We start from the raw sequence: 22480 nt of genomic DNA, 5'->3' as shown, positions 1-22480 counted from the left end.
GGCACGCCGCCAGCGTTCATCCTGAGCCAGGATCAAACTCTCCAATAAGAGTATTGATTGCTCAATAAGTTTGTTACTTAGAATTAACGTTGACGCTTGTATTGTGTTCAGTTTTCAAAGAACTTTTAACTCGCCGCTCAAAAGCGACTTTATTAATATATCATTTATCAATCGTTTGTGTCAACAACTTTTTAAAAATCAATTTTTCTTCTTTAAAAGTTGTGACTCAATCATTCACGTTGCGGTGATGACTTAATCTATATTATCAGCCTCCCATTCATTTTTCAATACTTTTAACCACGGTAATTAATGGTAAAAAAAGAGACTCATCCAAAACAGGACGAATCTCTTATATATAAATGTTTATTGTTTTTGATAGCGTAAAACAGGTTTTCTTGCTGCTAATGTTTCATCTAGTCGACTAACAACCGTTGTATGTGGTGCTTCTTGAACGATTTCCGGATTTTCTTCCGCTTCTTTCGCAATCTGGATCATTGCTTCGATGAATGCATCTAGCGTTTCTTTTGATTCTGTTTCAGTTGGTTCAATCATCATACATTCCTCCACATTTAATGGGAAGTAGATGGTTGGTGGATGGTAGCCAAAATCGAGCAATCGTTTTGCAATATCTAGTGTACGAACACCTAATTTCTTTTGACGTCTGCCAGATAAAACGAATTCGTGCTTACAGTGTTTATCATATGGTAGGTCAAAATATGGTGCTAGACGGCGCATCATGTAGTTTGCATTAATAACAGCATTTTCAGTAACAGCTTTTAGTCCATCTGGTCCCATTGAACGAATGTACGTATATGCACGAACATTGATTCCGAAGTTTCCATAGAAAGGTTTTACGCGCCCGATTGATTGTGGTCGGTTGTAGTCGAAATGATAACCTTCCTCTGTTTTAACAAGTACGGGTTTTGGTAGGTATGGTATTAAATCTTCCTTTACTCCAACAGGACCTGAACCTGGACCGCCACCACCATGTGGGCCAGTAAATGTCTTGTGTAAGTTTAAGTGAACAACGTCAAATCCCATGTCTCCAGGGCGAGCCTTACTTAATACCGCATTTAAGTTTGCTCCATCATAATATACTTTACCACCGGCTGAGTGAATGATTTCTGTCATTTCTAGGATGTTTTCCTCAAAAAGACCTAAAGTATTAGGGTTTGTGAGCATCAATGCAGCAGTGTCTGGTCCAACTACTCTACGTAAATCCTCTAAATCTACAAGTCCGTCTTCACCAGATTTTACTGTAATCGTCTCAAAACCTGCTACTGTTGCAGACGCTGGGTTTGTACCATGTGCTGAGTCCGGAACAATTACTTTTGTACGAGCCGTATCATTGTTTGCTTCATGATATGCTCGGATCATCATCAATCCAGTCCACTCACCATGTGCACCCGCCGCTGGTTGAAGGGTTACTTCATCCATTCCCGTAATTTCTTTTAGATGCTCTTGGAGATCATACATTAACTCCATCGCACCTTGAACTGTACTCTCGTCTTGTAATGGATGGATATGAGCAAATCCATTATAGCGAGCCACATTTTCATTAATTTTTGGATTGTATTTCATGGTACATGATCCTAGTGGATAAAATCCTGAATCTACCCCATGATTACGTTTAGATAACGCAGTGTAATGACGCATGATATCTAATTCTGATACTTCTGGTAGCTCCGGCTCCTCTACGCGAAGATAGTCACTAGGGATAACTTCATCAATATTTACCTCAGGGACGTCTAATTCTGGCAAACTATAACCAATTCGCCCTGGCTTTGATAGTTCAAAAATTAATGGTTGATTTTGCTTATTCATGGCTATCCCCCAATTCTTTTACAAGAGTATCAATCTCTTCTTTTGTACGAAGTTCAGTTACTGCCACTAACATATTCCCCTCAAGTTCTGGGTAGTCACGGCCTAAATCGTATCCGCCGATTATTCCTGTTTCTATTAAACGAGCATTTACGTCTTTTACAGATTTACCTACTTTTACAACAAATTCATTAAAAATTGGACCGTCAAATGGGATTTCGAAGCCATTTTCTTTAAATTGTTGCTTTGCGTAGTAGGCTTTTTGAATATTTTGGGTTGCAATTTCTTTTACACCTTTTTTACCTAGTGCCGTCATTGCAACAGATGCCGCTAATGCGTTTAGAGCTTGGTTTGAACAAATATTTGATGTTGCTTTGTCACGACGGATATGTTGTTCACGCGCCTGAAGCGTTAATACAAAGCCACGTTTTCCTTCTTCATCAACTGTTTGACCAACAAGACGGCCCGGAACTTTACGCATTAATTTCGATGTAACCGCGAAATACCCACAGTGTGGTCCGCCAAACGCTGCTGGGATTCCAAATGGCTGTGCATCCCCGACAACTATATCTGCACCAAATTTTCCTGGAGGTGTTAAAGCTCCAAGTGCTAATGGATTACTTGATACAACAAACAAGCTCTTTCCAGTGTGAGCAACTGCTTCAATTTCTTTTAACGGTTCAATTTGACCTAAGAAATTAGGATACTGAACGATAACACATGCTACATCGTTATCCATCAAGGAGTTAAGCGCATCAACATCCGTTACACCGTTCTTTGTTGGGACTTCAACAACATCAATGTATTGACCCTTTGCATAGGTTTCTAGAACCAATCTTGATTCGGGATGTACTGCTTGAGATACAAGTACCTTTTTCTTTTTTGTATGACCAGATGCGAGCATTGCAGCTTCAGCTAAAGCTGTTCCACCATCATACATTGAAGAGTTTGCTACATCCATTCCTGTTAGCTCACAAATCATGGTTTGGAACTCAAATATAGCTTGTAGCTCACCTTGTGAAATTTCAGGTTGGTATGGTGTATAAGCTGTATAAAATTCTGAACGTGAAATTACATGGTCGACAATAACTGGCATATAGTGATCGTACACACCTGCTCCTAAGAATGAAGCATTTTGGCGTAAATCAGCATTCTTTGCAGCAAGTGCAGAAAGTTCTTTCATTAATGCAGGCTCTGATTTCGCCTTTTTGATCTTGTACTCGCCTTTAAATTGGACACTTTCTGGAATATCACTAAAAAGCTCATCGGCTGTGGATACGCCGATTGCTTGAAGCATTTCGTTTTTATCTTGTTCCGTCATTGGTAAATAACGATGTTTCATGAATGTACCCCTTTCCCACAACTCCATTTATTTTTTTGGTCGCTTATAAAAAGGTGTTGCCACCACAACTGCTTTAAGACGCTTTTTACGAACTTGAACTTCAACTTCTCTTCCTAGTTCGGCATGCTCAGATTTAATAAGAACTAAACCAATATTTTTTTGAAGGGTTGGTGATTGTGTGCCTGTTGTAACTTCGCCCACTTTCTCGTCACCAATATAAACTTCATAACCATGACGTGGAATTCCCTTATCAATCATTTCGATTCCCACGATTTTTCGAGGAGCTCCCTCTTCTTTTTGCTGTTTTAATACTGTTTTTCCAATAAAGTCAGCTTCTTTATTTGGCTTCACCGCAAAGCCGATTCCAGCTTCGATTGGTGTGATATCTTTAGATAGTTCTTGTCCATAAAGTGCAAGATTAGCTTCAAATCGCAATGTGTCACGCGCGCCTAATCCACAAGGTAAAACCCCTTCTGGTTCACCAGCTTCTAAAATGGCATTCCATAAGACGGCTGTATCTTCAGCTTGGCAATATATTTCAAAACCATCTTCTCCTGTATAGCCGGTTCTTGAAACAAGTGTTTTCTTTCCTGCAATTTCAACTTCGTTTTGGAATTTAAAAAATTTAATTTCATTTAAATTTGTATTTGTTAGTTTCTGTAAAACTACTTCAGCTAGTGGTCCTTGAATTGCAAGTTGTCCAATCTCGTTTGAAATGTTGACTACTTTTACATCGCCAAAGACATGTTCTTTTAACCAATCAAAATCTTTTTCTGTATTTGAGGCATTTACAACTAATAAGTAATGTTCATCGGATTTTTTATAGATAAGTAGGTCATCGATTGTTCCACCATTTTCATAGCACATCGCAGTATATTGTGTTGCGCCATCTTTTAAAGTTGAAACATCATTTGTCATCAATTTTTGAAGGTATGCTAAACTGTCCTTGCCTTTCACATCGATTTCACCCATGTGAGAAACGTCAAAAAGACCTGCTTTTGTACGAACAGCTTCATGTTCTTCTTTAATACTTGAGAATTGGACTGGGAGATCCCAGCCACCAAAATCAATTGTTTTGGCTCCATGCTTTTGATACTCATCAAATAATGGTGTTCGTTTTAATTCAGTCAACCCGATTCCTCCTTCACATATCATCATTTAAATTGGTATTTGGGGCTTCGTCACAAAACCAAAAGATTCTGAAAACGTAAAAAAAGGACAGATAAACTCCACAGCATTGTGAAGTCTCTGTCCTTGCACCTGAAAGTTTATCTAAAAAGATGTTCAAAAACTTCGGGAATGTCCCCTCTTTGAACTCTAGTTAGGTTTGCCCCTTTGGTGGCCATACTGGCTCTCTCCAGAGTTGCGTCAAACAAGAGTCTTTTTGCCTGAGAGATTCACAATTGTCTTTGCTTGCTCCTTCGGCGCTACAAAAAGTAGTCTCTCCCCTTGTTATCATTCGCGGTCTTCATATTTTTCATTTTTTTGGTAACACTAACGAAATGACTATGGAAAATTTTATCATGTCCAGCCCAAAAGCTTACATTTTCATAATAAAGATAGAACGCTAAACCCTTGTTAAGAACATAGAGAAGCGTTTTCTAACTATCTTCATCCTACCATCATCCAGCGATTTGGGCAATATATTATTTTCTTAACATTATTTTATTTTTATGATGAAATGTTCGGTTTTTGGAGAAAAGTTCTGTTTTTTCTATACGAAAATCATACTCAACTAAGAAAGGACTGTGAAAATATGAATGTCGATTTTGAATTTGATCAGTCGTGGCAAGGTGACTTTTTGCAAAGAATTGACGATGACGGTCCTTGGGCGAACTGGGAGTTATATAAGCTTGCATATGAAGTAGAAAAACACCAGTCGATACCTGAATTCGAGGGTCTTCAGGCTCCTAAGCATTTACCACAATTAACACCACTTCCCCATCAACTTGAGGTTGCGAAGCAAGTGGTTGAAAAAATGAATGGAAAAGCAATTTTAGCCGATGAGGTAGGGCTTGGAAAAACAATTGAAGCAGGCCTGATTTTAAAAGAATATATGATTCGCGGACTTGTAAAAAAAGTTTTGATTCTTGTTCCAGCCTCTCTTGTATCCCAATGGGCTTCGGAATTAAATCAAAAGTTTTATATTCCTGCGGTCCAGCAGAAAAAAAGCTATATGTGGGAACAATATGATGTCATTGTCTCATCAATAGATACAGCCAAAAGAAGTCCACATCGGGAAATTGTGTATGAGCAGGATTACGATTTAATCATCATTGATGAGGCTCACAAGCTAAAAAACAATAAAACGAAAAACTATGAATTTGTTCAAAATCTAAAAAAGAAATTTTGTTTACTATTGACAGCTACCCCTATTCAAAACCGAATTGATGAAATCTTCAACCTTGTGTCGTTACTTAAGCCCGGACATTTAGGTAATCAGGAAAATTTTGAGGAATCATTCGGAAAAAAGAGCCGCTCGATTGATGATCATGAGCATTTGAAAGAATTGGTCAATAAAGTGATGATTCGTAATCGCCGTGATGATACGGGAATTGAATGGACAAAACGGAAGGTTGAAACCGTTCCGATTGAGTTCTCAGAGACTGAACAGGAGCTATATGATGCGATTTCTGCCTATCGGTCTAGCTTATCAGGATTTGCGTCCAGTATGTTCTCTATTCTGACTTTACAAAGAGAGGCTTGCAGCAGTCGTGAGGCCGTCTATTTCACATTGAAAAAGATGCTTGAAAAGAAGAATGAGGATGGCAGTGCTGCCGTACCTGAGGATATGGTGATGGGACTTATGAAAAAGGTCGAACAGGTCACGCAAAATTCAAAGGCTGAGAAAGCAGTGGAATTAATCAAACAAATAGATGATAAAGTCATCATTTTTACCGAATATCGTGCGACGCAAATGTACTTGCAATGGTTTCTGCAGCAAAATGGAATATCATCGGTTCCATTTAGAGGTGGATTCAAGCGTGGGAAAAAGGATTGGATGAGAGAATTGTTTAAAGGAAAATTCCAGGTTTTGATTGCAACTGAGGCTGGTGGAGAAGGGATTAACCTGCAATTCTGTAACCATATTATCAACTATGACCTTCCTTGGAATCCGATGAGACTTGAACAGCGCATTGGACGTATTCATCGTCTTGGTCAGGAAAAGGATGTTCATATTTATAATTTCGCAACTAAGAACACGGTTGAAGAGCATATTTTAAAGCTATTATATGAAAAAATTAATCTGTTTGAACGTGTCATTGGTCAACTAGACGATATTTTAACAAGGCTGGATCTTGGAAATATTGAAGATCATATACAAGATATCATGCTTCAATCTCGGAGTGAGGGTGAAATGAGAATTAAAATGGAAAATTTAACTTCGATTATTAGTTTTGAAGAACAAAATGAGGGTGAGCAGCGTGCAGCAACAGGAAATCGTTAATTTTCTTGAGAATTATTTTGTTTCAAATCATTGTGAAATTCTTGAAAAACATCCTGGGTATATGACCGTGCAATTGACAATTGATTTGGATAAACAACTCATGAACCGACCCTTTTATTGGACATATGTTGAAAAAACAGGTGGAGAACCGAATCCGATGAAGCTAACATTGATTACAGATCGGGACCAAACGCCCGACAATGTAAAAGGTGACTTTATCCATTTCGGTGCTCCTCGCTTGCACCAAATTTTTGAATCTACAAAAAAGCTAGCAAGCTATATTCGATTGTATCAACAAAAGCCTCCGGGTGTTCAAGGAAATACCCCCCTTTTCCCATGGCTTGGGTTAAATGTGAAGGTTTCCTATAAAAGTGACCGAAAGCGTGATGTATTAATGTCACTAGGCATACAGCTTATTAATGGAATCATTGTTGAGGATTTTCAGGAAAAACTTGAAAAACTACCACTTACACCAAAAATTCCTGATTTAACGTATACGATGTCACCGTTAGTTAAGCCTCAAAGTGGTGTCAATCGCCTACAGCAATATGTGAGGGGCTACGTGGAATCACAGAATCACGCTTGGGCAGATGAAGCGAGACAACGCTGGGATGAGGATTTAGCTCTGTTAGACGCCTTTTATGAGGGAATCGACGAAAAACCAGAAAGCTATGAAATTGAAAAAGTAGCACTTAAGGACCAATACGAACCGAAAGTTCTTGTCGAAATTATCAATGGTGGATTGTTTTATCTTTGTCAAAACGCGATCTAAAATAGGCCTATCCTCATTTTTGGGGGTAGGTTACTTTTTTTTAGGTATTTTTCTAAAAAATCGTTCGACAAATACCTTGCATTTCATTGGAAAAATTACAAAAAATCGTATTAGAATATCGTTATACATTAACCATACCTTTTAACTAGTTAACAAATCATTGGCCATTCTCCTTATTCTTCGAGTTCATTCTACAAATGTAGGAAAAAATAACCATATTTCGATAGGTTACCTAGTTAATTATTTATATTTTATAAATATTTTGACATCGACAGTTTTTTACAGAAACATTAATTCCTATGTTTTATACTTCTAAATGTAATACAAAGGTTCTATACATATATGGACTATCGTTTTAGGTCAGTCAGCTTAGGTTCGAACAGACAAAGGCAAACCTATTGAAAAATAGGGACGCAAAGTCACAGGTCTAAGGTTGGAGAAATCAATTATGATGGCTGGACTGCCTGGAATACTAATGTATTTTGGGAGGAAAACAAATGTTAAATGAAGTAAAAAACAAAAACGAGCAATTGGATCACGAATGGATCGACCTTATATTAGAGGCAGTGGAGATGGGAATGAGCATCCAGGATATTCAAGCTTTCCTCCAAAGTAAAACAGCATAACAGACATAATTTCATATAAAGTTTTTCTTGCAAGAGGCTAGAAATACATGGATGCCAAGAACTCGGGTATTATACTGAGTTCTTTTTATTTTTTAATTTTATGTTCTTATTATAAAACATTTTCTTCGTTATATGTTATAATATCTATAGGAAGGAAGGTGAAAAGTCATGATTGGTCAACGTATTAAAACATACCGCCTACAAAAACAATTATCACTATCTGAACTAGCAGATCGCGCAGGAGTTGCCAAATCATACTTAAGTTCAATTGAACGGAATCTCCAATCAAACCCTTCTATCCAGTTTCTTGAAAAAATATCTACAGTACTAGGCGTAACCGTAAACGAATTACTCCATGAGCAGTCAGAACCTGAAAGTGTAGAACTTGATTCAGAATGGACAAGGCTTGTAAGAGAGGCTATGAAATCAGGAGTTTCCAAAGAGGAATTTCGATCATTCTTAGAATTCAACAAATGGAAAATGGACAATAAATAAAAAATGCTTCGGCACATTAGTTGCCTGAAGCATTTTTTATTTTATATGTATGTTTCGAAAGCGGAATGGGATTCAGATTGCTGGGTAGTTGTGTATTTCTTATGTAAAGTCGAAGGAAAAACATCACCAGCATCACGTGCACGAAGGCTTGAAAGATCGGCTTGACATATCGGGCAGTCCCATTCACCATATTTACTGCTACAAAAGGAAGGCTGGCTACATTTTGGGCATGTTTTCGTATACATTGGGTTTCCTCCATCTAAAATATTTGAATAATCCAATAGCCATGGAGGGAAAAAACATAGACGTAGAATGCAGTAGCTACATAGGATAAAGTACGAATTATTTTACTCACTGGAAAACGAATTATGAAGATAAGTACAATTAAAAATATGGAAAGCATTGCTTTTACAAAAAGAAATAAAAATGGATGGAATTCGTATAATGTGTACATTATTGGATTTGCTTCAGAAATATGACCGCCAAGTATTCCAAAATGCGTAACACAAGCGTCTAATAGATTTAAGATTGCTAGGAGTATGAGGATAAATTTCATTAGGAACCTCACTAAATTAATATGAATCCATGATGAGAATCTTTTAAAAAATACACAACGTTGTCAATGGAGAGAAATAGTCAGCTCCTATTTCTAATTAAAACAATTCTTAATAAAGAACATCATTACAAATACAATCACCTTATCAATCTATATAGATTAGCGAACAGTTTTTAAGCGTACTCTTTTTAAAATAAAAAATAAAATACTGCCGCTTAAGACTAAAGCAATTCCTGCAATTAAAACGTTAAAGGTATTGGTTCCCGTCTGGGGAAGTTTTGGTCCGTCAACAGGAAGTGCCCCACCTAATGTACCTTCTGCATAGAATTTAAGTTCAACCTCAGTTGTTAAACCTTGATATTCGTTACCTAAATGGGACGGAAATTCAACCGAAAAAGTTAATTCTTCTTGTTTTCCACTCGCAATTGATCTAGGATCGATTGTATTAAATTCACTTAACTTCCCTTTAAAAAGCTCTCCACTTTTATCAGATATAGTAAGATATAACTCTTCATATAATTCTTTTGACCCTGACTTGCGCTTCGCCGACGTTAGATATTTAAAATCCTCAGAACCACTATTTTTTATTGTTAAAGTTCTAGTAGCCCAGTCGCCAGGCTTAAAATTATCAATATCAAACAATACTTTTTCTGGGGTTGTCATGATATCTATTACCGTATTAGTTTTAGCTTGAGATGCTGAAACTTGATTCACTAGAAGAAAAAATATGAGAGTACACACTGAAATAAAAAATATTATTCTAAGCAAGTCCTTTCTCATCTTCATAATATGCTCCCTTCCTTCCCTAGAAGGGGATCAATATTAAAATATTGATCCTTAATTAATTTTAGTTTCTTCAACAGCATCTTTCGTTTTATTACTTAAATCAATTTTCGAGATTGTTCTCCAAAGTGTGAAAATAGAATATAGGAATATTAAAATCCCAGGTACGATCATTAATAAAACAGTTCCTTTTTTTGAGTCTGCAAAATCTGCAAAGTAACCGAGATATGGTATGGTAAATCCACGATATTCCGCAACCACATTTTGAGCTAATACTGGATTGATATCCTCTGTATTATTATTATCTCCTTTGGTTCTATACATCAGCTGATTATCATTTTTAATAACTTCAGTAATTCTGTGGGTGATAAGTTTTTCATCCTCCTCCATAAACGTGATAACATCGCCCTCTTTGAAACGAGTCATATCTCCACCTGTTTTTACTGCGATAATCGAACCTGTTTTTATACCCGGCTCCATCGAACCTGATAAAACTGTTTTCAATTGATATCCAAATACAGATGGCTCCCCTCCAGAGAGTTTAGACGTAACAACTAATGACGCAACGCATATTAATAAAACTACCAATAAACCGGTAACTAAATGATTTAACCATTTAAAAATTTTCTTTTTCATTGTTCATCCTTCTCCTTATTACCTTCAACATTTATAGTTTCATCAGGAACTGAGTTATTTACTGCATCTTGAGTTTGGGTAGCACTATTACTTCCAGGTATTTCTCCACTTTTATTTGTGGAAGTTTGTTCATTATTTTCTGGTGTCTGATCTGCAGCTTTATCTGACCCTGTTTCTTCTATTGCTTTTGTTTCCGGCGTTTCAGTATTCTCATTTTCTACTGATTCCTTAGGTGTCTCTTCTTTAGGTGCTTCACTTTGTTCGTTTACCGATTGATTATGTTGACATTTTACTTTTACTTTTACACTCCAAACATCCTCAACAGATTTATTTGTTTGATATGCATAAAACGTGTAAAAGCCCTCTTCAGAATCTTGATTTGTAACAAAGCTAAGGAGTGTTTGTTCTCCACTTGCTAAAGGAGGTATTACATCCTGCCCTTCGGGAATATCTATTTTCGTTCCTTGAATTTTCGGGTTACCCCCCTTATCTTTTCCGCCATTCTCATCCTTATCAATATAGTAAATTTCAAATTTACTTGGTGTTTTCATATCGCTATCACTAATATTCTTTATCGTTACTTCCATTTTTGCTGGACATGCTTTTAAATTTATATTGCCTTTATCAATAAACGCTAATTTACTATTATCCGCCCATGTACCTGCTGTAAGTGTTACATTTGCTTTTTTACTAGAAGTGAAGTGGGCAGCAGTACTTGATGTCACATATTTTATTGAGAAAATCATTAAATAGAATACTAATGCTATTTTAAGAACGGCAAAAAATCGATTTTTTCTTTGTTTTATCCCTCTTAACAATCTACTATTCTCACTCATATTTATGTTCCGCCCTTCTTCATAACAATATTTATACATATTTATGAAAACAAAGTTGAGCATATGTTTTCATAAATATGTATAAAGTGGAAGGAGGGATGCCTCCTTCCATTAAGTTACCTTAATTCTCCCTCTTTTTGACTTGCTTCAAAACTTAATTTAAAGTCTATTGAATCCCCTTGGAAGATATTTTGATCTTGACCATTATCATGGAATTTAAAGTCAACTCGTAATGTTTGTCTATGATCAGTTTGGTATGGTCTTCCACTTTCAGGTTTTAAGTCCTCAGCCACAACTAAATTTTCAATTTCAGAAAGAGGTACCCAATCAGCTACAACTTCCCTTGATCCTTGTTTCATAATGTGTACTAAAATATGGTCAGCAAAATCTTCACCGTTATTATTCCCATCTGCATCAGAAACTTCATAATCTACATTTAGTTTTACATCGTTAACATCTAAACTTCCTTCGTTATATATACGGATTTGGTGGACTTTCCAATCACCTGGCTTCATATTGTCAATACTCAAATCAACTTCTTCTCTATCATCTACACCCTTTAACCCAATATCTAACGTTCCAGCAGCGAATGTATTATTCGTTACTTCAGTATCATTAAAATATGCGAATGTTCCTCCACCTATTAAACTTAAACCTAGAACAGCTGTTGCAGCAGATAATCCTAATTTTTTCTTAATACTCATTTTCTATCTCCTTTTACTTATCTTGTTTTTTATAAAGAACATTTTTTTGTTTGAAATAACTAGTTTGACTTGACTTAGTATGTAAGCAAGGAAGGAGATAGAATCCCCTTCCCCTGTTTCATTTATGAACTATTATCTTAATTCACCTTCAGTTTGATGAGCAGTAAATGTCCACTCAAGCTCTAATGAGTCACCTTGGAATTGGTTTTGGTCTTCACCATTGTCTACAAATTCGAATGCCACAAACATTTGGTCCGTGTCACCAGCTGCTAATCCACTTTCTTCACCCAGTAACCAGAGCCAGAATGTATCTAGATTTTCAACTGCATCTGGAGTCATATTTTGTAAGTCATATAAAGTTGTTTCAGAGATTACATCGTTATACTCATCAAAAATCCAAGCGGCACCTGTTTTGTCGACGTTCTCAAGGAATAAGACCTTAATGTGTTTAGCAAGATCATCATTATTGTCGTTATTAGCATCAATTACATTAGTAACAGTAGATAAATCAACCGATGAAATATCAAGTGAGCCATTGTTCTCTAAAACAAACTCACGTACCATGACGTCTCCAGGCTTGATGTTTCCAACATCAATAATTGTTGATGGGTTGACAGCTAGATCCAATGTACCCGCTGCAAATGTGTTGTTTGATACTTCTGTGTCACTAAAGTAAGCAAATGTTCCCCCACCGATTAATGCCAATCCTAGTGCTGCTGATGCTACCCCTAAACCTAATTTCTTTTTCAAACTCATTTTGTTTCCTCCTCTTTTTTCCTTTAATAAATTTTTTTATTGAATCCTTATGTATTGATAAGGAGATCAACCAGATATGTACTCAGTAAAGTTCAATTTTTGTTCTTTCTAACGAACTTACAATGTGAGTATAGCCCATAAGTCTTATATTTGAAAAATCCCAAAATCAGCCATATTTTCTCAATAAAGAACGTTAATCATTCTTTTTCTCGAATTACCTCTTGTTTTCTTACTATTTTATTATTTTATTAAGAACAAAAAGTTCCTTATAATGAACGTGTAGGTATTCAATATATGAAGGAGAAGGAAGATGATTGGATCCAGGATTAAAGATTTACGAAAGCAAAAAAGGCTCACCATTACAGAGCTTGCGAAACGTGCTGGAGTTTCAAAGTCTTATTTAAGTTATATTGAACGAGATGTACAAAAAAATCCTTCTCTTCAATTCTTAACTAAGATTTCAAAACCACTTGATACAAGTATTGAATATTTATTAGGAGAGGAAAAAACCGACACAATTACAAACGAAATACTTGATAAGGAGTGGACAAAGCTTTTAATGAATGCAATTGATGATGGATTAAGCAAAGAGGATTTCCGTGAAATTCAGAACTTCATTAAATTCAGAAACTGGAAAAATGATCACATAAAAAACGAAGGAGGGAATAGTATTGATAACGTGACAAAACAATAAATGATTTAGATTAAAATGGAACAACTATGGAAATAGTGATGATGTAATTCATTGTTCTTGAATCCTGTTAAGATCAACCTACTATTATTTAATGAAAGGAGAGATTATAACTATGAAAAAAAGATTTCTGATAACTGGTTTAATAGGTGTAATATGTTTAGGCTTCACTCAATTATTACCGGTTTTAGCAAGTGAAGATATAGACAATAGCATTAAAAAAGAAAGCACGGTCTTACCGTCTAATGAAAGTACAAAGGATACGGAATCGAAAAGCAAAGAAGAACAGATTACTGTAGAAACAACTAATCCAAAACCTTCTAGTGATTTTCGTCGTCCGGGAAGAGATAGTGAACAGTTAAGAATTCATGCCAAAGATTTGGGTATTAATACCGAAGGTAAAACTCAGGAAAAAATAGAAACTGAAATACGTTCTACAATACTTCAGCAGAAAGCTAAAGAAATTGGGATTGAAGTAGAAGGTAAATCAGAAGAAGCGATTATATCAGAATTAAAAGAAAAATATAGTGAAAAACCTGAATTAACCGAGCCTTCCTCCAATAAATACGAAGAACTAAGAATGAAACCGGAATCTAGAAGAAATAACATTATCGATACTGCAAAACAACATGGTATCGAAACTGATGGTAAAGAATTTGATGCAATTGTTGAAGAACTAAAAACAGTTTTACTACAAGACAAGGGCGAATAAAGTTAAAAAAACCTTGAAAGGATTAATCCTTTCAAGGTTTTTCATTTAATCCTTTTTCTCCACCGCCGACAATACCAATCCCCGCTCATTTTCCTCAGCCTTATACGTGACATTATTAAGTGTAGCGGTTCCATTAATTTTCTTATCCTTGTCTCGAAGGAGACCTAATTTATATGTGACTTTTCCGATGTCCTGATCTTTGACTGCCTCTTCTGTGTTTGTTACTGCAACCAATAAGAAAAAAGCAGCGATTGTGTCCTCATATTTGTCTAAGGTTGTGTTGAGGTTATCTGATTCTAGGTCTTTTTTCACGATGGATAATCGGATGACCTCGTTTGTTGTTTCATTTACAATTCCTTCGAGAATCATTCCATTATTAACATCGTGTTTAAACTCTCCGTTTCTTACATTTATTTGGTCAATTTTATCGGAATCCTTCATTTCTGCTTGAGCTTCATTCCAATTTTTTACGAGGTCATCTGTTGTGAACCCTAATGTGCCAAGGTTGATTATATTATCTTCCACTTGTTGAATTTTTGTTTCAGCTGCGTCTTTTTTTTCTTTAGCTTTGTCATCACCCTTACAGCTAACAAGTAATGCTCCACTTAATAGGATAATCACCAAAAAAAATAGTTGTTTCCGCATGAGCTTTCCTCCCATATACAACATTCCACATAATGATAATATGTGCGTTTGGTGGACATATCATACAGCACGGAAAAAAGCGACCCGGAATCGATCGCTTTCTCATTGATAATCTTCTTTTTTGCTAATCATCGCTTTTACAATAATTACTTCATCACTATCTTTAATTGTATTCTTTATCACTTCATCTTCTAGTCCAATTCCAACACCATTTCCATCATACCTTGCGATTAAGGCTAAGGTAATCGGTTTTTCCGCTTCTATTTTTATTTTATCGTCGACCCATGTTTGACCCATTCCTAAATTTTCTTTATATAGTTCAATCGGTAATGACTTAAATGTTGAAATCGCGGTTCCATCAGCAATGGAATAAGTCCAACGTGAATAGGTAGTTGAATCATCTATCTTGAAGTCCAATTTTGAAGCGGCTACTGTCATTTTTTCACTAGTACCGGTTGCACCCTTTAAGAGATCTTCTTGTTTTTCCCCATTCTTATAGTGTTCAATCCAAAGATGAATTATTTTGATGTCTTCGTTTTTTATATCAAGGTCGTACATTAACAATGTATCAAAGCCGAGTGAACTAATAATTTGTGAATTTCTTTCATTTTGTTTGACTGGAGTAAGCACACCATCTTTTGAATTTTCGGTAGCATTTTCCGTACTACATGCAAACAAAGTAAGCAAAACAAGAACACAAATAAAGTTTTTTAAAGCCCTTCTCATCAGCACTCCCCCTTTTTTTCATAATACCATACATTCCCATTTCATCTGTATAATTTTACCGGTTAGATGGGAAATCTAAGTGAAAAGCGAGGTGTTTGTCATGTTACGGAAAATATTGATTGGATGCTGTTTTAGTTTGTTGTTATCCCCGACTGTTTTTCTCTTGAATGATTCCTCTATTACTACAGCTGAATCTAAAAAACCGGTACCTGAATATGCAAAATGGGGAAGGCTCGCGATGGAAGAGACACAAAAACGATATCCGTCTGCCCAAATTGTAGATTATTTACATGTTGGAAGATATAAGAAAAATGGAATGTATATTGAACGTTTCAAGCTTTGGTTAAAACAAGATAATCGAGAATTTGGTGTTATTGTGAATATCACCTTTGAACCGGATACGGAGAGAGTAAAAAACATTACGGTTGTAGAAACAGATCGCTAGCATATTTACATATTCTCTTGTTTTTATGTAAAAAATACCCGTTAAAGGAGGTGTATATGCTATGACTGGATTTATTATGAAGATTATTTTATTACCTTTGGTTGTAGCTATTTGTTCTGGTATTTTTGATAGTGTTGATTATGTATCATGGTATCAACCAATCGTGGTCGGAGTCGTGTTGGCCATTGTTGGTCACTTCATGGAAGTTATGATGCTTAGAAGAAATACAACTGTAATGACTGATATTGCAGATTTCATTGCTGCGGCAATTCTTGTATATTTTGTTTCCTTATTCCTAGACGGTGCAAGAGTAACCCTTTGGGGCGCTATTCTAACTGCCCTTGTTATTACATTAGTGGAAATTCCTGTCCACCGCTGGTTGGTAAGGTCAGGAAGAACTGAAAAATCAACCGCATGATTAATACAGTAAGCGCAAGCGCAGCTTTAGGCGACTAGCATAAGACTAAGCGAAGATAAGAAGGTAATTTTCACTTCCGAATCCATTGGCTTATGACCAGATAGCCAATCGCCGCCTGGAGCTAGACATTGAAAAAGAGGTGCTGATTTAGCACCTCTTTTTAGTTATCCCGCATTAACGGGCAGTATACCCCCACGTCAAAACCTTTTGTAAAACGATAAAGATTAGATGGGGTAACTGCCCGTAAAAGCCCGATTGGTTCAACTAACAATCAATGGGGAATGGAGCCCCTCACTGATTGAAATTTCACTTTATCCACCGATATACGACATTTCAATTTTCTTGCGTTTTTTCGCCGTTTCCTCTGTACGTTCATCTGAGTAACGATCACGTCGTGCCTGCCACACCGATTTAAGTGCTTCATCAATATCACTCTCGGATGCACCTGAACGTATTAATGATTTTAAATCATGACCAGCTGTTGCAAACAGACAAGTATACAGTTTACCATCTGCAGAAATTCTTGCTCTTGTACAGCTAGAACAGAATGATTCTGTAACAGATGAGATGAAGCCGATTTCTACGTCTGTGCCCACATAACGATAGCGTTTTGCTACTTCACCGAAGTACTCGGCATCTACTGGTTCCAACGGCATTTCACTATTGATTAGGTCGTGAATCGCTTTTTTCGAAACAACCTGTTCGAAATTCCACCCATTTGTCGTACCAACATCCATAAATTCAATGAAGCGAAGGGTAATGCCTTTTTCTTTAAAATATCGAGCCATCGGTAAAATTTGCGAATCATTCTTACCTTTTTGAACGACCATGTTCATTTTCACAAGGAGTCCTGCTTCCTGTGCGGCTTCAATTCCTTTAAGAACAGGTTTCACACCCACGGAGCGGCCATTCATTCCTTTAAATATATCATTGTCTATTGCATCAAGGCTTACATTAACACGCTGAAGCCCTGCTTCCTTTAATTGTTTTGCATATTTCGGTAAAAATACCCCGTTTGTTGTGAGGGCAATATCTTTAATACCATCTATATGAGTTAAACGCTCAACAAGCTCATGGACATTTTTCCTTACTAAAGGCTCTCCACCAGTTAACCGAATCTTTTGCACACCTAGTTTGACAAAACTTCTTGTCAACGTTTCTATTTCAGAAAAGGATAATAATTCTCCTTGCGGTAAGAATGGATAGTCATCCCCGAAAATTTCTTTAGGCATACAATAAGAGCAACGGAAATTACATTGATCTGTGACAGAAATACGCAAATCACGTAAAGGTCGATTCAACTGATCAACAATTTTCTCTTCTTTTGTAGTCATCTAACCTGTCACTCCTACTTAATATGTAACTTATACTCTATCATACTAATAAATGATTGTGAATAGAAACCAAGACTACGTATTTTCTCTCCAACTAAATTTTCAATAAGTGGACACACGGCCACTACTTCTGGTCAATGGTTTCTTATAAGGCAGGAATAAGGAGCAGCTTATAGCCCATCACTAAAAAAGATAGTTGTCCTCATACTGGGGATATCACGAAACTGGAAGAATCAAATGAGAGCCTATAGAAAAGACTATATTAAGGCGGACCATTCCTTGGTGGATTAGCAGGGGGGCTTGTTGGTAGCACCCTTTTCAATCCATATGTATGGTGAGTAGGGATATCCATATCGCCCACCATTTTATCCGTATGGTGGCGGTTTATGGTATTAAGGAACAAGAGAGCTGACAACCAAATGTCAGCTCCCTCTTTTTTTCTTCTTCTTAAACATAAGCGAAACGGCTAGTGGCATAATTCCAAACCACCGATTTGTTAATGGTGCCTGTTCTTCCTTACGCTGCTGCCTTGTAGCTTTCCGAACTTCTTTCGGTTGGTCTATAAACTTTACAAACTGTTGGGTTACAAATTTTACATAATCGTTTGTAGACATAATTACACCTACCTTTTTCGAGCCTTAGTGTTATTATTTCCACCATTATATAAATGTAACCATAAAAATTTGTTCTAGCGTAAATCAAGCCAAGAGCTAATCACTTTTGACTCATAATCATACACAAAGCGAGCACTGCTTTTACGTTGTTCATTTGTCTTACATGTTAAAGTAATCTGCGACGTTGTTAATGTTAGGGGTGAAACGGTGTAAGTGATGTTACCTGTTGGATAATTGAAACTACCCGTTAATTCTGCGCTTTCTTCTTCATTCAGAAATGTCGCTTTTAAGTCTCCAACTCCCACTTGCATTAAATTCTCCATAATTAGTATTTCTTCCGTTTCGTTTGAGAAGGCTTTTTCCGTAAGATAAGCATTGATCTGGGAGGTAAAAACGAGAAAAAACAAAAACGAAATCGCTATAGTAACTGGCAGGATAAAGCCCTTTTCATTTCTCATCTTTACGTAACCTCCACTGCTGTTAGGGATGAAATTAAGGCTTGATACGTTTTGCCATCAACCGTCACAACTTTAATCATAAAACCATTGGTTCTTGGTTCAAATGTGACATCTGTTATATGTTGAAGTAACAATTCATGCCCTTTTGAATTTACCCTTCTTCGTATTTTATTCGTATATTTTTCAAAACTTACTACATCACCCGCTACATTATAAAACGAAACTGACTCACGACTTGAAACGGTGATTTCTCTCGCTTCACGGATTTCCATTTTCATTTGTTGAAGTAAGATTTGCCATTCTAGCTTGTTAAATTGTTCACCATTATCCCGAAAAATGACACTTAAGAAAGGTGCAATAAAAGCAAGAATAACAAGCAGGATTGAAAAGGTAACGAGCATTTCAATAAGTGTAAAACCCTTTTCATTATTCACCATTTAGATATCCACATCTTTCATACGTTTTTGAAAGCTTGTCCTCCCAAGTGACACATAGCTCCGATTTTTGAAGCACCTCATTAAACTTTTTTGAAAATGTGTAAGTAACCCCGTATTTCACTAAATGATTTAATGATGGTTCCCCGTTATACTCTTTTTGTAGTTCTTCAGAGAGTAATTGAGTTCCTATATTGAAAATTTCGGTATTCTTTCGTTCGGTGATGATAAGCATTAACTGCGGAAGAAGCGTCACACAAAGCATGAACCAGATGGAAACTGACAGAAGCATCTCTACCATCGTAAATCCTCGTTTATCCCTTACTAACATAAAACCTACCCTTTCCTAATAAGAACGTGACTACATAGATTCTATCTTTATATCGGAATCTAATTTCACCAGCACGTTGAATATTTCCATTACTTGTGAAAACTAAATACTGTCCTAACGTTGTAAATTGAATGCGGATTGCCGGGTCTATTTTCCGAAGAAGTAACACTTCCTGAGAATTCCCCCTTGTGAGACGATAATATGAACCACTTGAACTAAAATAAAGGGTTGTCGGATCACTGTTACTGATTGCATATTGCTGACTTAAGAAAATATCGTTTTGAAGCTGCTCCAGAAACTGGTCCATTTTTTTCGATTCATGCAGGGGCCTAAGCTGTAGAAGACTAATGGAGGAAATGATAATGACGATGGATAGGACAATCAATGCTTCGATTAGGGTAAAGCCTTTATCGTTAACCTGCGGTAGGCTCTTTATGATCAATTTTTCCATTTGAGTCTAAATAAATATCGTCTCCATTAGGACAAACAGGAGCCTTATTTAAATATTTACCATCAACCAATTGATCCAAAGATGTTAGTGGACCATTACCCTCCTCCATCTCATATGCCTGCACCTGAGCCTCAACCATTTTAACCATTGCCTCACAACCCTTATTCTTAATGACAGAATTATGTTTTGTCACATTCGGTACTGTTATCAAAAGCAAGATTGAAACGACTAATAAAACAACTAACATTTCTACAAGAGTAAATCCCTTTTGATTCTTTAGTTTCAAATAAATCTTCCTTTCTATATTCCGTTTAATAGCTGAAACATTGGAATCATGATAGCTCCATACATGAGCATGATGATGATTCCAATAATTACAAATAAGATTGGTTGCACAATGGCTAATAATCTCGTCACTTTTTCCTCGGCTTTTTCCATAACATATTGACTATAGTGCTGGAGCTCGCTTGCTAAATTTCCGTTTGATTGGCCATGCAGAATGATCATTGCTAAATCAGCCTCGTAATACTCTCGTACTCTCAAAATTTCTTCAAAACGGTTACCTGCTCTCAATAACATCTTCATTTCCTTTGCTTCTTCTCGAAAAAACGGAGAGTGAAGCTGCTGCTCAAACATAGTTAAGGCTTGAAAAATAGACAAACCACCCTTTAACAAGTTACTGAGCTGTACGGAAAAGAAATGAGAATTAAACATAATCGTTACTTTTTTCAAAATGGGTATCTTTAAAAGTAGCTTCATTTTTTCAACGGGAGTTCGTTTTTGAAAATGAAGGAAATAATACGCGAAGCCAATGATTACTAGCAAACCGAAGATGAGGAACAAATATCGATTTAGTTCTGGGAGCCTTAATAAAAACTTAGAAATCATCGTTTGTTCATAACTCATGGAGGTAAACAGACTTTCAAATTGTGGTAATAAAATTTTTTCAATCATTGTGAACATAAAACCAACAAAAAACAAAAGGGCTAATGGATAGCGAATGAGTTTCTTTCCTTTATCAAGATGGTTGAGCTTTTTTTGTAGCATAGCACTTCCTTCGCGAAGAGCAAAAGAGACATCGCCATGCTGCTCCGCAAAATAAATATATCCTAAGATATCCTTGTGAAAACCGACTTTACTAAAAGCTGTGTACAAAGATTCGCCCTGTTTACAACTTTCAATAATGGACGACACATCTTGACTATGTTTTTTCGGAAGCTGAAAGAGTAAAAACTGTGATGCATGTTCAAAAGAATAGCCTTGGTCAAGTAGGTCCCCGATTCTACTTAAATATAAGGACTGCTCTTTTAATGTCCAATTTTTATTTCTATTCTTTGTCATTATTGACAACCCATCTTTCTAACGCATCCGGATATAAATATCCAAGGGCAATCCCTTTTTTGATGACATCCTTTAATTTTTCATAGTGATAATCTGCCTGGTCACCCCTCGCCTCCTTCATTACTTCCGTTAAGGCATGTCCATTTAATAGCTCGTACACACCTACTCTTCTTACCTTACGATGCTTCTTACAAAGCGGTGAACACTTGCCCTCACAATATGGACATTTTAGGTCAACAAGCCTTTGTGCCGCGATGGCAATCAAGGTTTGTTTAATTTCCTGCAATGATACGTCAAATTCTAAGAGCCGATAAATCGCACCCTTTGAATCTCTCGTATGCATCGTTGACAGCACCAAATGACCTGTGAGCGCTGCACGGACTGCAATTTTAGCAGTTTCAGTATCCCGTATTTCGCCTACCATTATAATATCGGGATCATGCCTCAAAATTGCCTTCAAACCATGGGCATATGTGATGCCAGCTTTCTCGTTCACCTGAACCTGTAGGACATCTTCACTTCTTTTTTCGATTGGATCCTCTAATGTAATAATATTCCGGTTGAACAGCTTCTTCGTTGCGTGTAGTAAGGAATAGAGTGTGGTTGACTTACCTGAGCCTGTTGGCCCTGTGAATATGATAAGTCCGTGTGAATGTTTCAAAAGGGAAAGTAATTTAGTTGTCATATTTGGAAAAAGCGATAAGTTTGCAAGAGAATGAGATGGTGTTTCGGGTAGGATACGTATGACTAGACTTTCGTTGTAGGGTGTGGGTAGTGTAGACAATCGAAGGTTAATGGTTACGCCTTTGAGATTTAGGGTTATCGCGCCATTTTGCGGTCTTCTCCTTTCTCCAATATCCATTCCAGCAAGGAATTTATAATGGGAAATCAAGCGTTCACAAACATCTTTTGGGATTGTTTGCTTATTGAATAAATCACTATCGAGTCGGTATTGGATCATGGCATCATTGATTTTGGGGACAAAGTGAATATCAGATGCACTCATTGACCAAGCATCCTCGATCAATTGATCACCGAGTTGTTCGATTTCACTCAAATAATTCACTCCTTCTTGAACTCATATTTTATTTATTTTCTCTTGCAG

Annotated in this window: 29 protein-coding genes and 2 riboswitches; of the genes, 8 read left to right on the top strand and 21 right to left on the bottom strand. The window is 36.6% G+C overall.

Features of this window, described 5'->3' with window-relative positions:
* Nucleotides 1-363 precede the first annotated feature (363 nt).
* From gcvPB to gcvT, 3 genes are read right to left on the bottom strand one after another with little or no spacing between them, the layout of a single operon-like run.
* Nucleotides 364-1824, bottom strand: a complete 1461-nt coding sequence (gcvPB, locus tag DZB84_RS22500; RefSeq protein ID WP_116354539.1) for an aminomethyl-transferring glycine dehydrogenase subunit GcvPB — start codon at nt 1822-1824, stop codon at nt 364-366.
* Nucleotides 1817-3163 (bottom strand): aminomethyl-transferring glycine dehydrogenase subunit GcvPA, encoded by a 1347-nt coding sequence (gene gcvPA, locus DZB84_RS22495; RefSeq protein ID WP_116354538.1) that lies wholly within the window; start codon nt 3161-3163, stop codon nt 1817-1819. Before gcvPA ends, gcvPB begins: the two co-directional genes overlap by 8 nt.
* Before the next feature lie 27 nt (nt 3164-3190).
* A complete protein-coding gene (gcvT, locus tag DZB84_RS22490; RefSeq protein WP_116354541.1) occupies nt 3191-4318 on the bottom strand; it encodes a glycine cleavage system aminomethyltransferase GcvT in 1128 nt (375 codons plus the stop codon).
* A gap of 211 nt (nt 4319-4529) precedes the next feature.
* Nucleotides 4530-4622: riboswitch (glycine riboswitch) on the bottom strand.
* 297 nt (nt 4623-4919) lie between these two features.
* On the opposite strand from gcvT, the gene DZB84_RS22485 reads away from it, so the two are divergent.
* The 4 genes from DZB84_RS22485 to DZB84_RS22470 all read left to right on the top strand — a co-directional run bounded on the left by DZB84_RS22485 (nt 4920) and on the right by DZB84_RS22470 (nt 8504).
* A complete protein-coding gene (locus DZB84_RS22485) occupies nt 4920-6611 on the top strand; it encodes a DEAD/DEAH box helicase (protein WP_116354537.1) in 1692 nt (563 codons plus the stop codon).
* Entirely contained in the window at nt 6589-7383 is a 795-nt protein-coding gene (locus tag DZB84_RS22480; RefSeq protein ID WP_116354536.1) for a YqhG family protein, read from the top strand. The genes DZB84_RS22485 and DZB84_RS22480 overlap by 23 nt, the downstream gene beginning before the upstream one ends.
* Nucleotides 7384-7761: 378 nt before the next feature.
* A riboswitch (cyclic di-GMP riboswitch) is annotated at nt 7762-7851 on the top strand.
* A 29-nt stretch (nt 7852-7880) separates the two neighbouring features.
* Nucleotides 7881-8009 (top strand): anti-repressor SinI family protein, encoded by a 129-nt coding sequence (locus DZB84_RS22475; RefSeq protein ID WP_116354535.1) that lies wholly within the window; start codon nt 7881-7883, stop codon nt 8007-8009.
* Nucleotides 8010-8177: 168 nt separating this feature from the next.
* Nucleotides 8178-8504: a helix-turn-helix domain-containing protein gene (locus DZB84_RS22470; protein WP_116354534.1), complete on the top strand. Its 327-nt coding sequence runs from the start codon at nt 8178-8180 to the stop codon at nt 8502-8504.
* A 41-nt stretch (nt 8505-8545) separates the two neighbouring features.
* Here the strand turns inward: DZB84_RS22470 and DZB84_RS24725 are convergent, their stop codons facing one another.
* The 7 genes from DZB84_RS24725 to DZB84_RS22440 all read right to left on the bottom strand — a co-directional run bounded on the left by DZB84_RS24725 (nt 8546) and on the right by DZB84_RS22440 (nt 12775).
* Nucleotides 8546-8749, bottom strand: a complete 204-nt coding sequence (locus tag DZB84_RS24725) for a hypothetical protein (RefSeq protein WP_142759860.1) — start codon at nt 8747-8749, stop codon at nt 8546-8548.
* A gap of 14 nt (nt 8750-8763) precedes the next feature.
* On the bottom strand, nt 8764-9060 hold the full coding sequence (locus DZB84_RS25695; RefSeq protein WP_116354533.1) for a DUF5658 family protein: 297 nt from the start codon (nt 9058-9060) through the stop codon (nt 8764-8766).
* A gap of 159 nt (nt 9061-9219) precedes the next feature.
* The gene (locus DZB84_RS22460) at nt 9220-9846 is read right to left on the bottom strand and encodes a TasA family protein (RefSeq protein ID WP_116354532.1); all 627 of its coding nucleotides are present in this window, start codon (nt 9844-9846) and stop codon (nt 9220-9222) included.
* Nucleotides 9847-9897: 51 nt separating this feature from the next.
* A complete protein-coding gene (gene sipW / locus DZB84_RS22455; protein WP_116354531.1) occupies nt 9898-10479 on the bottom strand; it encodes a signal peptidase I SipW in 582 nt (193 codons plus the stop codon).
* Complete coding sequence (gene tapA / locus DZB84_RS22450) at nt 10476-11315, bottom strand: amyloid fiber anchoring/assembly protein TapA (protein ID WP_189655340.1); 840 nt, start codon at nt 11313-11315, stop codon at nt 10476-10478. Before tapA ends, sipW begins: the two co-directional genes overlap by 4 nt.
* A 116-nt stretch (nt 11316-11431) precedes the next feature.
* Entirely contained in the window at nt 11432-12019 is a 588-nt protein-coding gene (locus tag DZB84_RS22445) for a TasA family protein (RefSeq protein ID WP_116354529.1), read from the bottom strand.
* A 132-nt stretch (nt 12020-12151) separates the two neighbouring features.
* Complete coding sequence (locus DZB84_RS22440) at nt 12152-12775, bottom strand: TasA family protein (RefSeq protein WP_116354528.1); 624 nt, start codon at nt 12773-12775, stop codon at nt 12152-12154.
* A gap of 310 nt (nt 12776-13085) precedes the next feature.
* On the opposite strand from DZB84_RS22440, the gene DZB84_RS22435 reads away from it, so the two are divergent.
* Both DZB84_RS22435 and DZB84_RS22430 read left to right on the top strand, forming a co-directional pair.
* Nucleotides 13086-13469 (top strand): helix-turn-helix domain-containing protein, encoded by a 384-nt coding sequence (locus DZB84_RS22435; RefSeq protein ID WP_116354527.1) that lies wholly within the window; start codon nt 13086-13088, stop codon nt 13467-13469.
* Nucleotides 13470-13581: 112 nt separating this feature from the next.
* Complete coding sequence (locus DZB84_RS22430; RefSeq protein ID WP_116354526.1) at nt 13582-14178, top strand: hypothetical protein; 597 nt, start codon at nt 13582-13584, stop codon at nt 14176-14178.
* Between the two features lie 45 nt (nt 14179-14223).
* Here DZB84_RS22430 and DZB84_RS22425 read toward each other — a convergent pair whose 3' ends face one another.
* Both DZB84_RS22425 and DZB84_RS22420 read right to left on the bottom strand, forming a co-directional pair.
* A complete protein-coding gene (locus DZB84_RS22425) occupies nt 14224-14823 on the bottom strand; it encodes a hypothetical protein (RefSeq protein WP_116354525.1) in 600 nt (199 codons plus the stop codon).
* A 102-nt stretch (nt 14824-14925) separates the two neighbouring features.
* Complete coding sequence (locus tag DZB84_RS22420; RefSeq protein ID WP_116354524.1) at nt 14926-15549, bottom strand: hypothetical protein; 624 nt, start codon at nt 15547-15549, stop codon at nt 14926-14928.
* Between the two features lie 100 nt (nt 15550-15649).
* Between DZB84_RS22420 and DZB84_RS22415 the strand changes: the two genes are divergently transcribed.
* Nucleotides 15650-15994 (top strand): YqzG/YhdC family protein, encoded by a 345-nt coding sequence (locus DZB84_RS22415; protein WP_223254534.1) that lies wholly within the window; start codon nt 15650-15652, stop codon nt 15992-15994.
* Between the two features lie 61 nt (nt 15995-16055).
* Nucleotides 16056-16412 carry a DUF2512 family protein gene (locus DZB84_RS22410; RefSeq protein WP_116354522.1) on the top strand — a complete coding sequence of 119 codons (357 nt, stop codon included), beginning with the start codon at nt 16056-16058 and terminating at the stop codon, nt 16410-16412.
* Between the two features lie 311 nt (nt 16413-16723).
* Here the strand turns inward: DZB84_RS22410 and moaA are convergent, their stop codons facing one another.
* From moaA to comGA, 9 genes are all read right to left on the bottom strand, one after another.
* Nucleotides 16724-17746, bottom strand: coding sequence for a GTP 3',8-cyclase MoaA (moaA, locus tag DZB84_RS22405; RefSeq protein WP_116354521.1), 1023 nt, complete (start codon nt 17744-17746; stop codon nt 16724-16726).
* Nucleotides 17747-18168: 422 nt separating this feature from the next.
* Complete coding sequence (locus tag DZB84_RS22400) at nt 18169-18360, bottom strand: YqzE family protein (RefSeq protein WP_116354520.1); 192 nt, start codon at nt 18358-18360, stop codon at nt 18169-18171.
* A gap of 74 nt (nt 18361-18434) precedes the next feature.
* A complete protein-coding gene (gene comGG, locus DZB84_RS22395) occupies nt 18435-18818 on the bottom strand; it encodes a competence type IV pilus minor pilin ComGG (protein WP_116354519.1) in 384 nt (127 codons plus the stop codon).
* Nucleotides 18819-18820: 2 nt separating this feature from the next.
* Nucleotides 18821-19255, bottom strand: coding sequence for a competence type IV pilus minor pilin ComGF (gene comGF, locus DZB84_RS22390; RefSeq protein WP_116354540.1), 435 nt, complete (start codon nt 19253-19255; stop codon nt 18821-18823).
* Nucleotides 19245-19583, bottom strand: a complete 339-nt coding sequence (locus DZB84_RS22385; RefSeq protein ID WP_116354518.1) for a type II secretion system protein — start codon at nt 19581-19583, stop codon at nt 19245-19247. Before DZB84_RS22385 ends, comGF begins: the two co-directional genes overlap by 11 nt.
* Nucleotides 19567-20034: a competence type IV pilus minor pilin ComGD gene (gene comGD, locus DZB84_RS22380; protein WP_116354517.1), complete on the bottom strand. Its 468-nt coding sequence runs from the start codon at nt 20032-20034 to the stop codon at nt 19567-19569. Before comGD ends, DZB84_RS22385 begins: the two co-directional genes overlap by 17 nt.
* A complete protein-coding gene (comGC, locus tag DZB84_RS22375; RefSeq protein ID WP_116354516.1) occupies nt 19997-20320 on the bottom strand; it encodes a competence type IV pilus major pilin ComGC in 324 nt (107 codons plus the stop codon). Before comGC ends, comGD begins: the two co-directional genes overlap by 38 nt.
* A gap of 14 nt (nt 20321-20334) precedes the next feature.
* Nucleotides 20335-21375 carry a competence type IV pilus assembly protein ComGB gene (comGB, locus tag DZB84_RS22370; RefSeq protein WP_116354515.1) on the bottom strand — a complete coding sequence of 347 codons (1041 nt, stop codon included), beginning with the start codon at nt 21373-21375 and terminating at the stop codon, nt 20335-20337.
* A complete protein-coding gene (gene comGA / locus DZB84_RS22365) occupies nt 21362-22432 on the bottom strand; it encodes a competence type IV pilus ATPase ComGA (protein ID WP_116354514.1) in 1071 nt (356 codons plus the stop codon). Before comGA ends, comGB begins: the two co-directional genes overlap by 14 nt.
* Nucleotides 22433-22480: the final 48 nt, after the last annotated feature.

The organism is Bacillus sp. HNG (assembly GCF_003400205.1).
Taxonomy (GTDB): Bacteria; Bacillota; Bacilli; order Bacillales; family Bacillaceae_L; genus Ferdinandcohnia.
This window is presented reverse-complemented; position numbering and strand designations above follow the sequence as displayed.

Bases quoted from the DNA above. Each gene is read 5' to 3' on its own strand.
- DZB84_RS22415 (WP_223254534.1), top strand. From the start codon at position 15,650: ATGTTACGGAAAATATTGATTGGATGCTGTTTTAGTTTGTTGTTATCC.
- comGF (WP_116354540.1), bottom strand. From the start codon at position 19,255: ATGGTGAATAATGAAAAGGGTTTTACACTTATTGAAATGCTCGTTACC.
- DZB84_RS22440 (WP_116354528.1), bottom strand. From the start codon at position 12,775: ATGAGTTTGAAAAAGAAATTAGGTTTAGGGGTAGCATCAGCAGCACTA.
- DZB84_RS25695 (WP_116354533.1), bottom strand. From the start codon at position 9,060: ATGAAATTTATCCTCATACTCCTAGCAATCTTAAATCTATTAGACGCT.
- comGG (WP_116354519.1), bottom strand. From the start codon at position 18,818: ATGAGAAATGAAAAGGGCTTTATCCTGCCAGTTACTATAGCGATTTCG.
- moaA (WP_116354521.1), bottom strand. From the start codon at position 17,746: ATGACTACAAAAGAAGAGAAAATTGTTGATCAGTTGAATCGACCTTTA.
- DZB84_RS22430 (WP_116354526.1), top strand. From the start codon at position 13,582: ATGAAAAAAAGATTTCTGATAACTGGTTTAATAGGTGTAATATGTTTA.
- DZB84_RS22435 (WP_116354527.1), top strand. From the start codon at position 13,086: ATGATTGGATCCAGGATTAAAGATTTACGAAAGCAAAAAAGGCTCACC.
- DZB84_RS24725 (WP_142759860.1), bottom strand. From the start codon at position 8,749: ATGTATACGAAAACATGCCCAAAATGTAGCCAGCCTTCCTTTTGTAGC.
- comGB (WP_116354515.1), bottom strand. From the start codon at position 21,375: ATGACAAAGAATAGAAATAAAAATTGGACATTAAAAGAGCAGTCCTTA.
- DZB84_RS22460 (WP_116354532.1), bottom strand. From the start codon at position 9,846: ATGAAGATGAGAAAGGACTTGCTTAGAATAATATTTTTTATTTCAGTG.
- DZB84_RS22475 (WP_116354535.1), top strand. From the start codon at position 7,881: ATGTTAAATGAAGTAAAAAACAAAAACGAGCAATTGGATCACGAATGG.
- sipW (WP_116354531.1), bottom strand. From the start codon at position 10,479: ATGAAAAAGAAAATTTTTAAATGGTTAAATCATTTAGTTACCGGTTTA.
- DZB84_RS22400 (WP_116354520.1), bottom strand. From the start codon at position 18,360: ATGTCTACAAACGATTATGTAAAATTTGTAACCCAACAGTTTGTAAAG.
- DZB84_RS22470 (WP_116354534.1), top strand. From the start codon at position 8,178: ATGATTGGTCAACGTATTAAAACATACCGCCTACAAAAACAATTATCA.
- DZB84_RS22420 (WP_116354524.1), bottom strand. From the start codon at position 15,549: ATGAGAAGGGCTTTAAAAAACTTTATTTGTGTTCTTGTTTTGCTTACT.
- DZB84_RS22410 (WP_116354522.1), top strand. From the start codon at position 16,056: ATGACTGGATTTATTATGAAGATTATTTTATTACCTTTGGTTGTAGCT.
- DZB84_RS22445 (WP_116354529.1), bottom strand. From the start codon at position 12,019: ATGAGTATTAAGAAAAAATTAGGATTATCTGCTGCAACAGCTGTTCTA.
- comGD (WP_116354517.1), bottom strand. From the start codon at position 20,034: ATGGAAAAATTGATCATAAAGAGCCTACCGCAGGTTAACGATAAAGGC.
- DZB84_RS22485 (WP_116354537.1), top strand. From the start codon at position 4,920: ATGAATGTCGATTTTGAATTTGATCAGTCGTGGCAAGGTGACTTTTTG.
- gcvT (WP_116354541.1), bottom strand. From the start codon at position 4,318: ATGATATGTGAAGGAGGAATCGGGTTGACTGAATTAAAACGAACACCA.
- DZB84_RS22385 (WP_116354518.1), bottom strand. From the start codon at position 19,583: ATGTTAGTAAGGGATAAACGAGGATTTACGATGGTAGAGATGCTTCTG.
- DZB84_RS22425 (WP_116354525.1), bottom strand. From the start codon at position 14,823: ATGCGGAAACAACTATTTTTTTTGGTGATTATCCTATTAAGTGGAGCA.
- gcvPA (WP_116354538.1), bottom strand. From the start codon at position 3,163: ATGAAACATCGTTATTTACCAATGACGGAACAAGATAAAAACGAAATG.
- gcvPB (WP_116354539.1), bottom strand. From the start codon at position 1,824: ATGAATAAGCAAAATCAACCATTAATTTTTGAACTATCAAAGCCAGGG.
- tapA (WP_189655340.1), bottom strand. From the start codon at position 11,315: ATGAGTGAGAATAGTAGATTGTTAAGAGGGATAAAACAAAGAAAAAAT.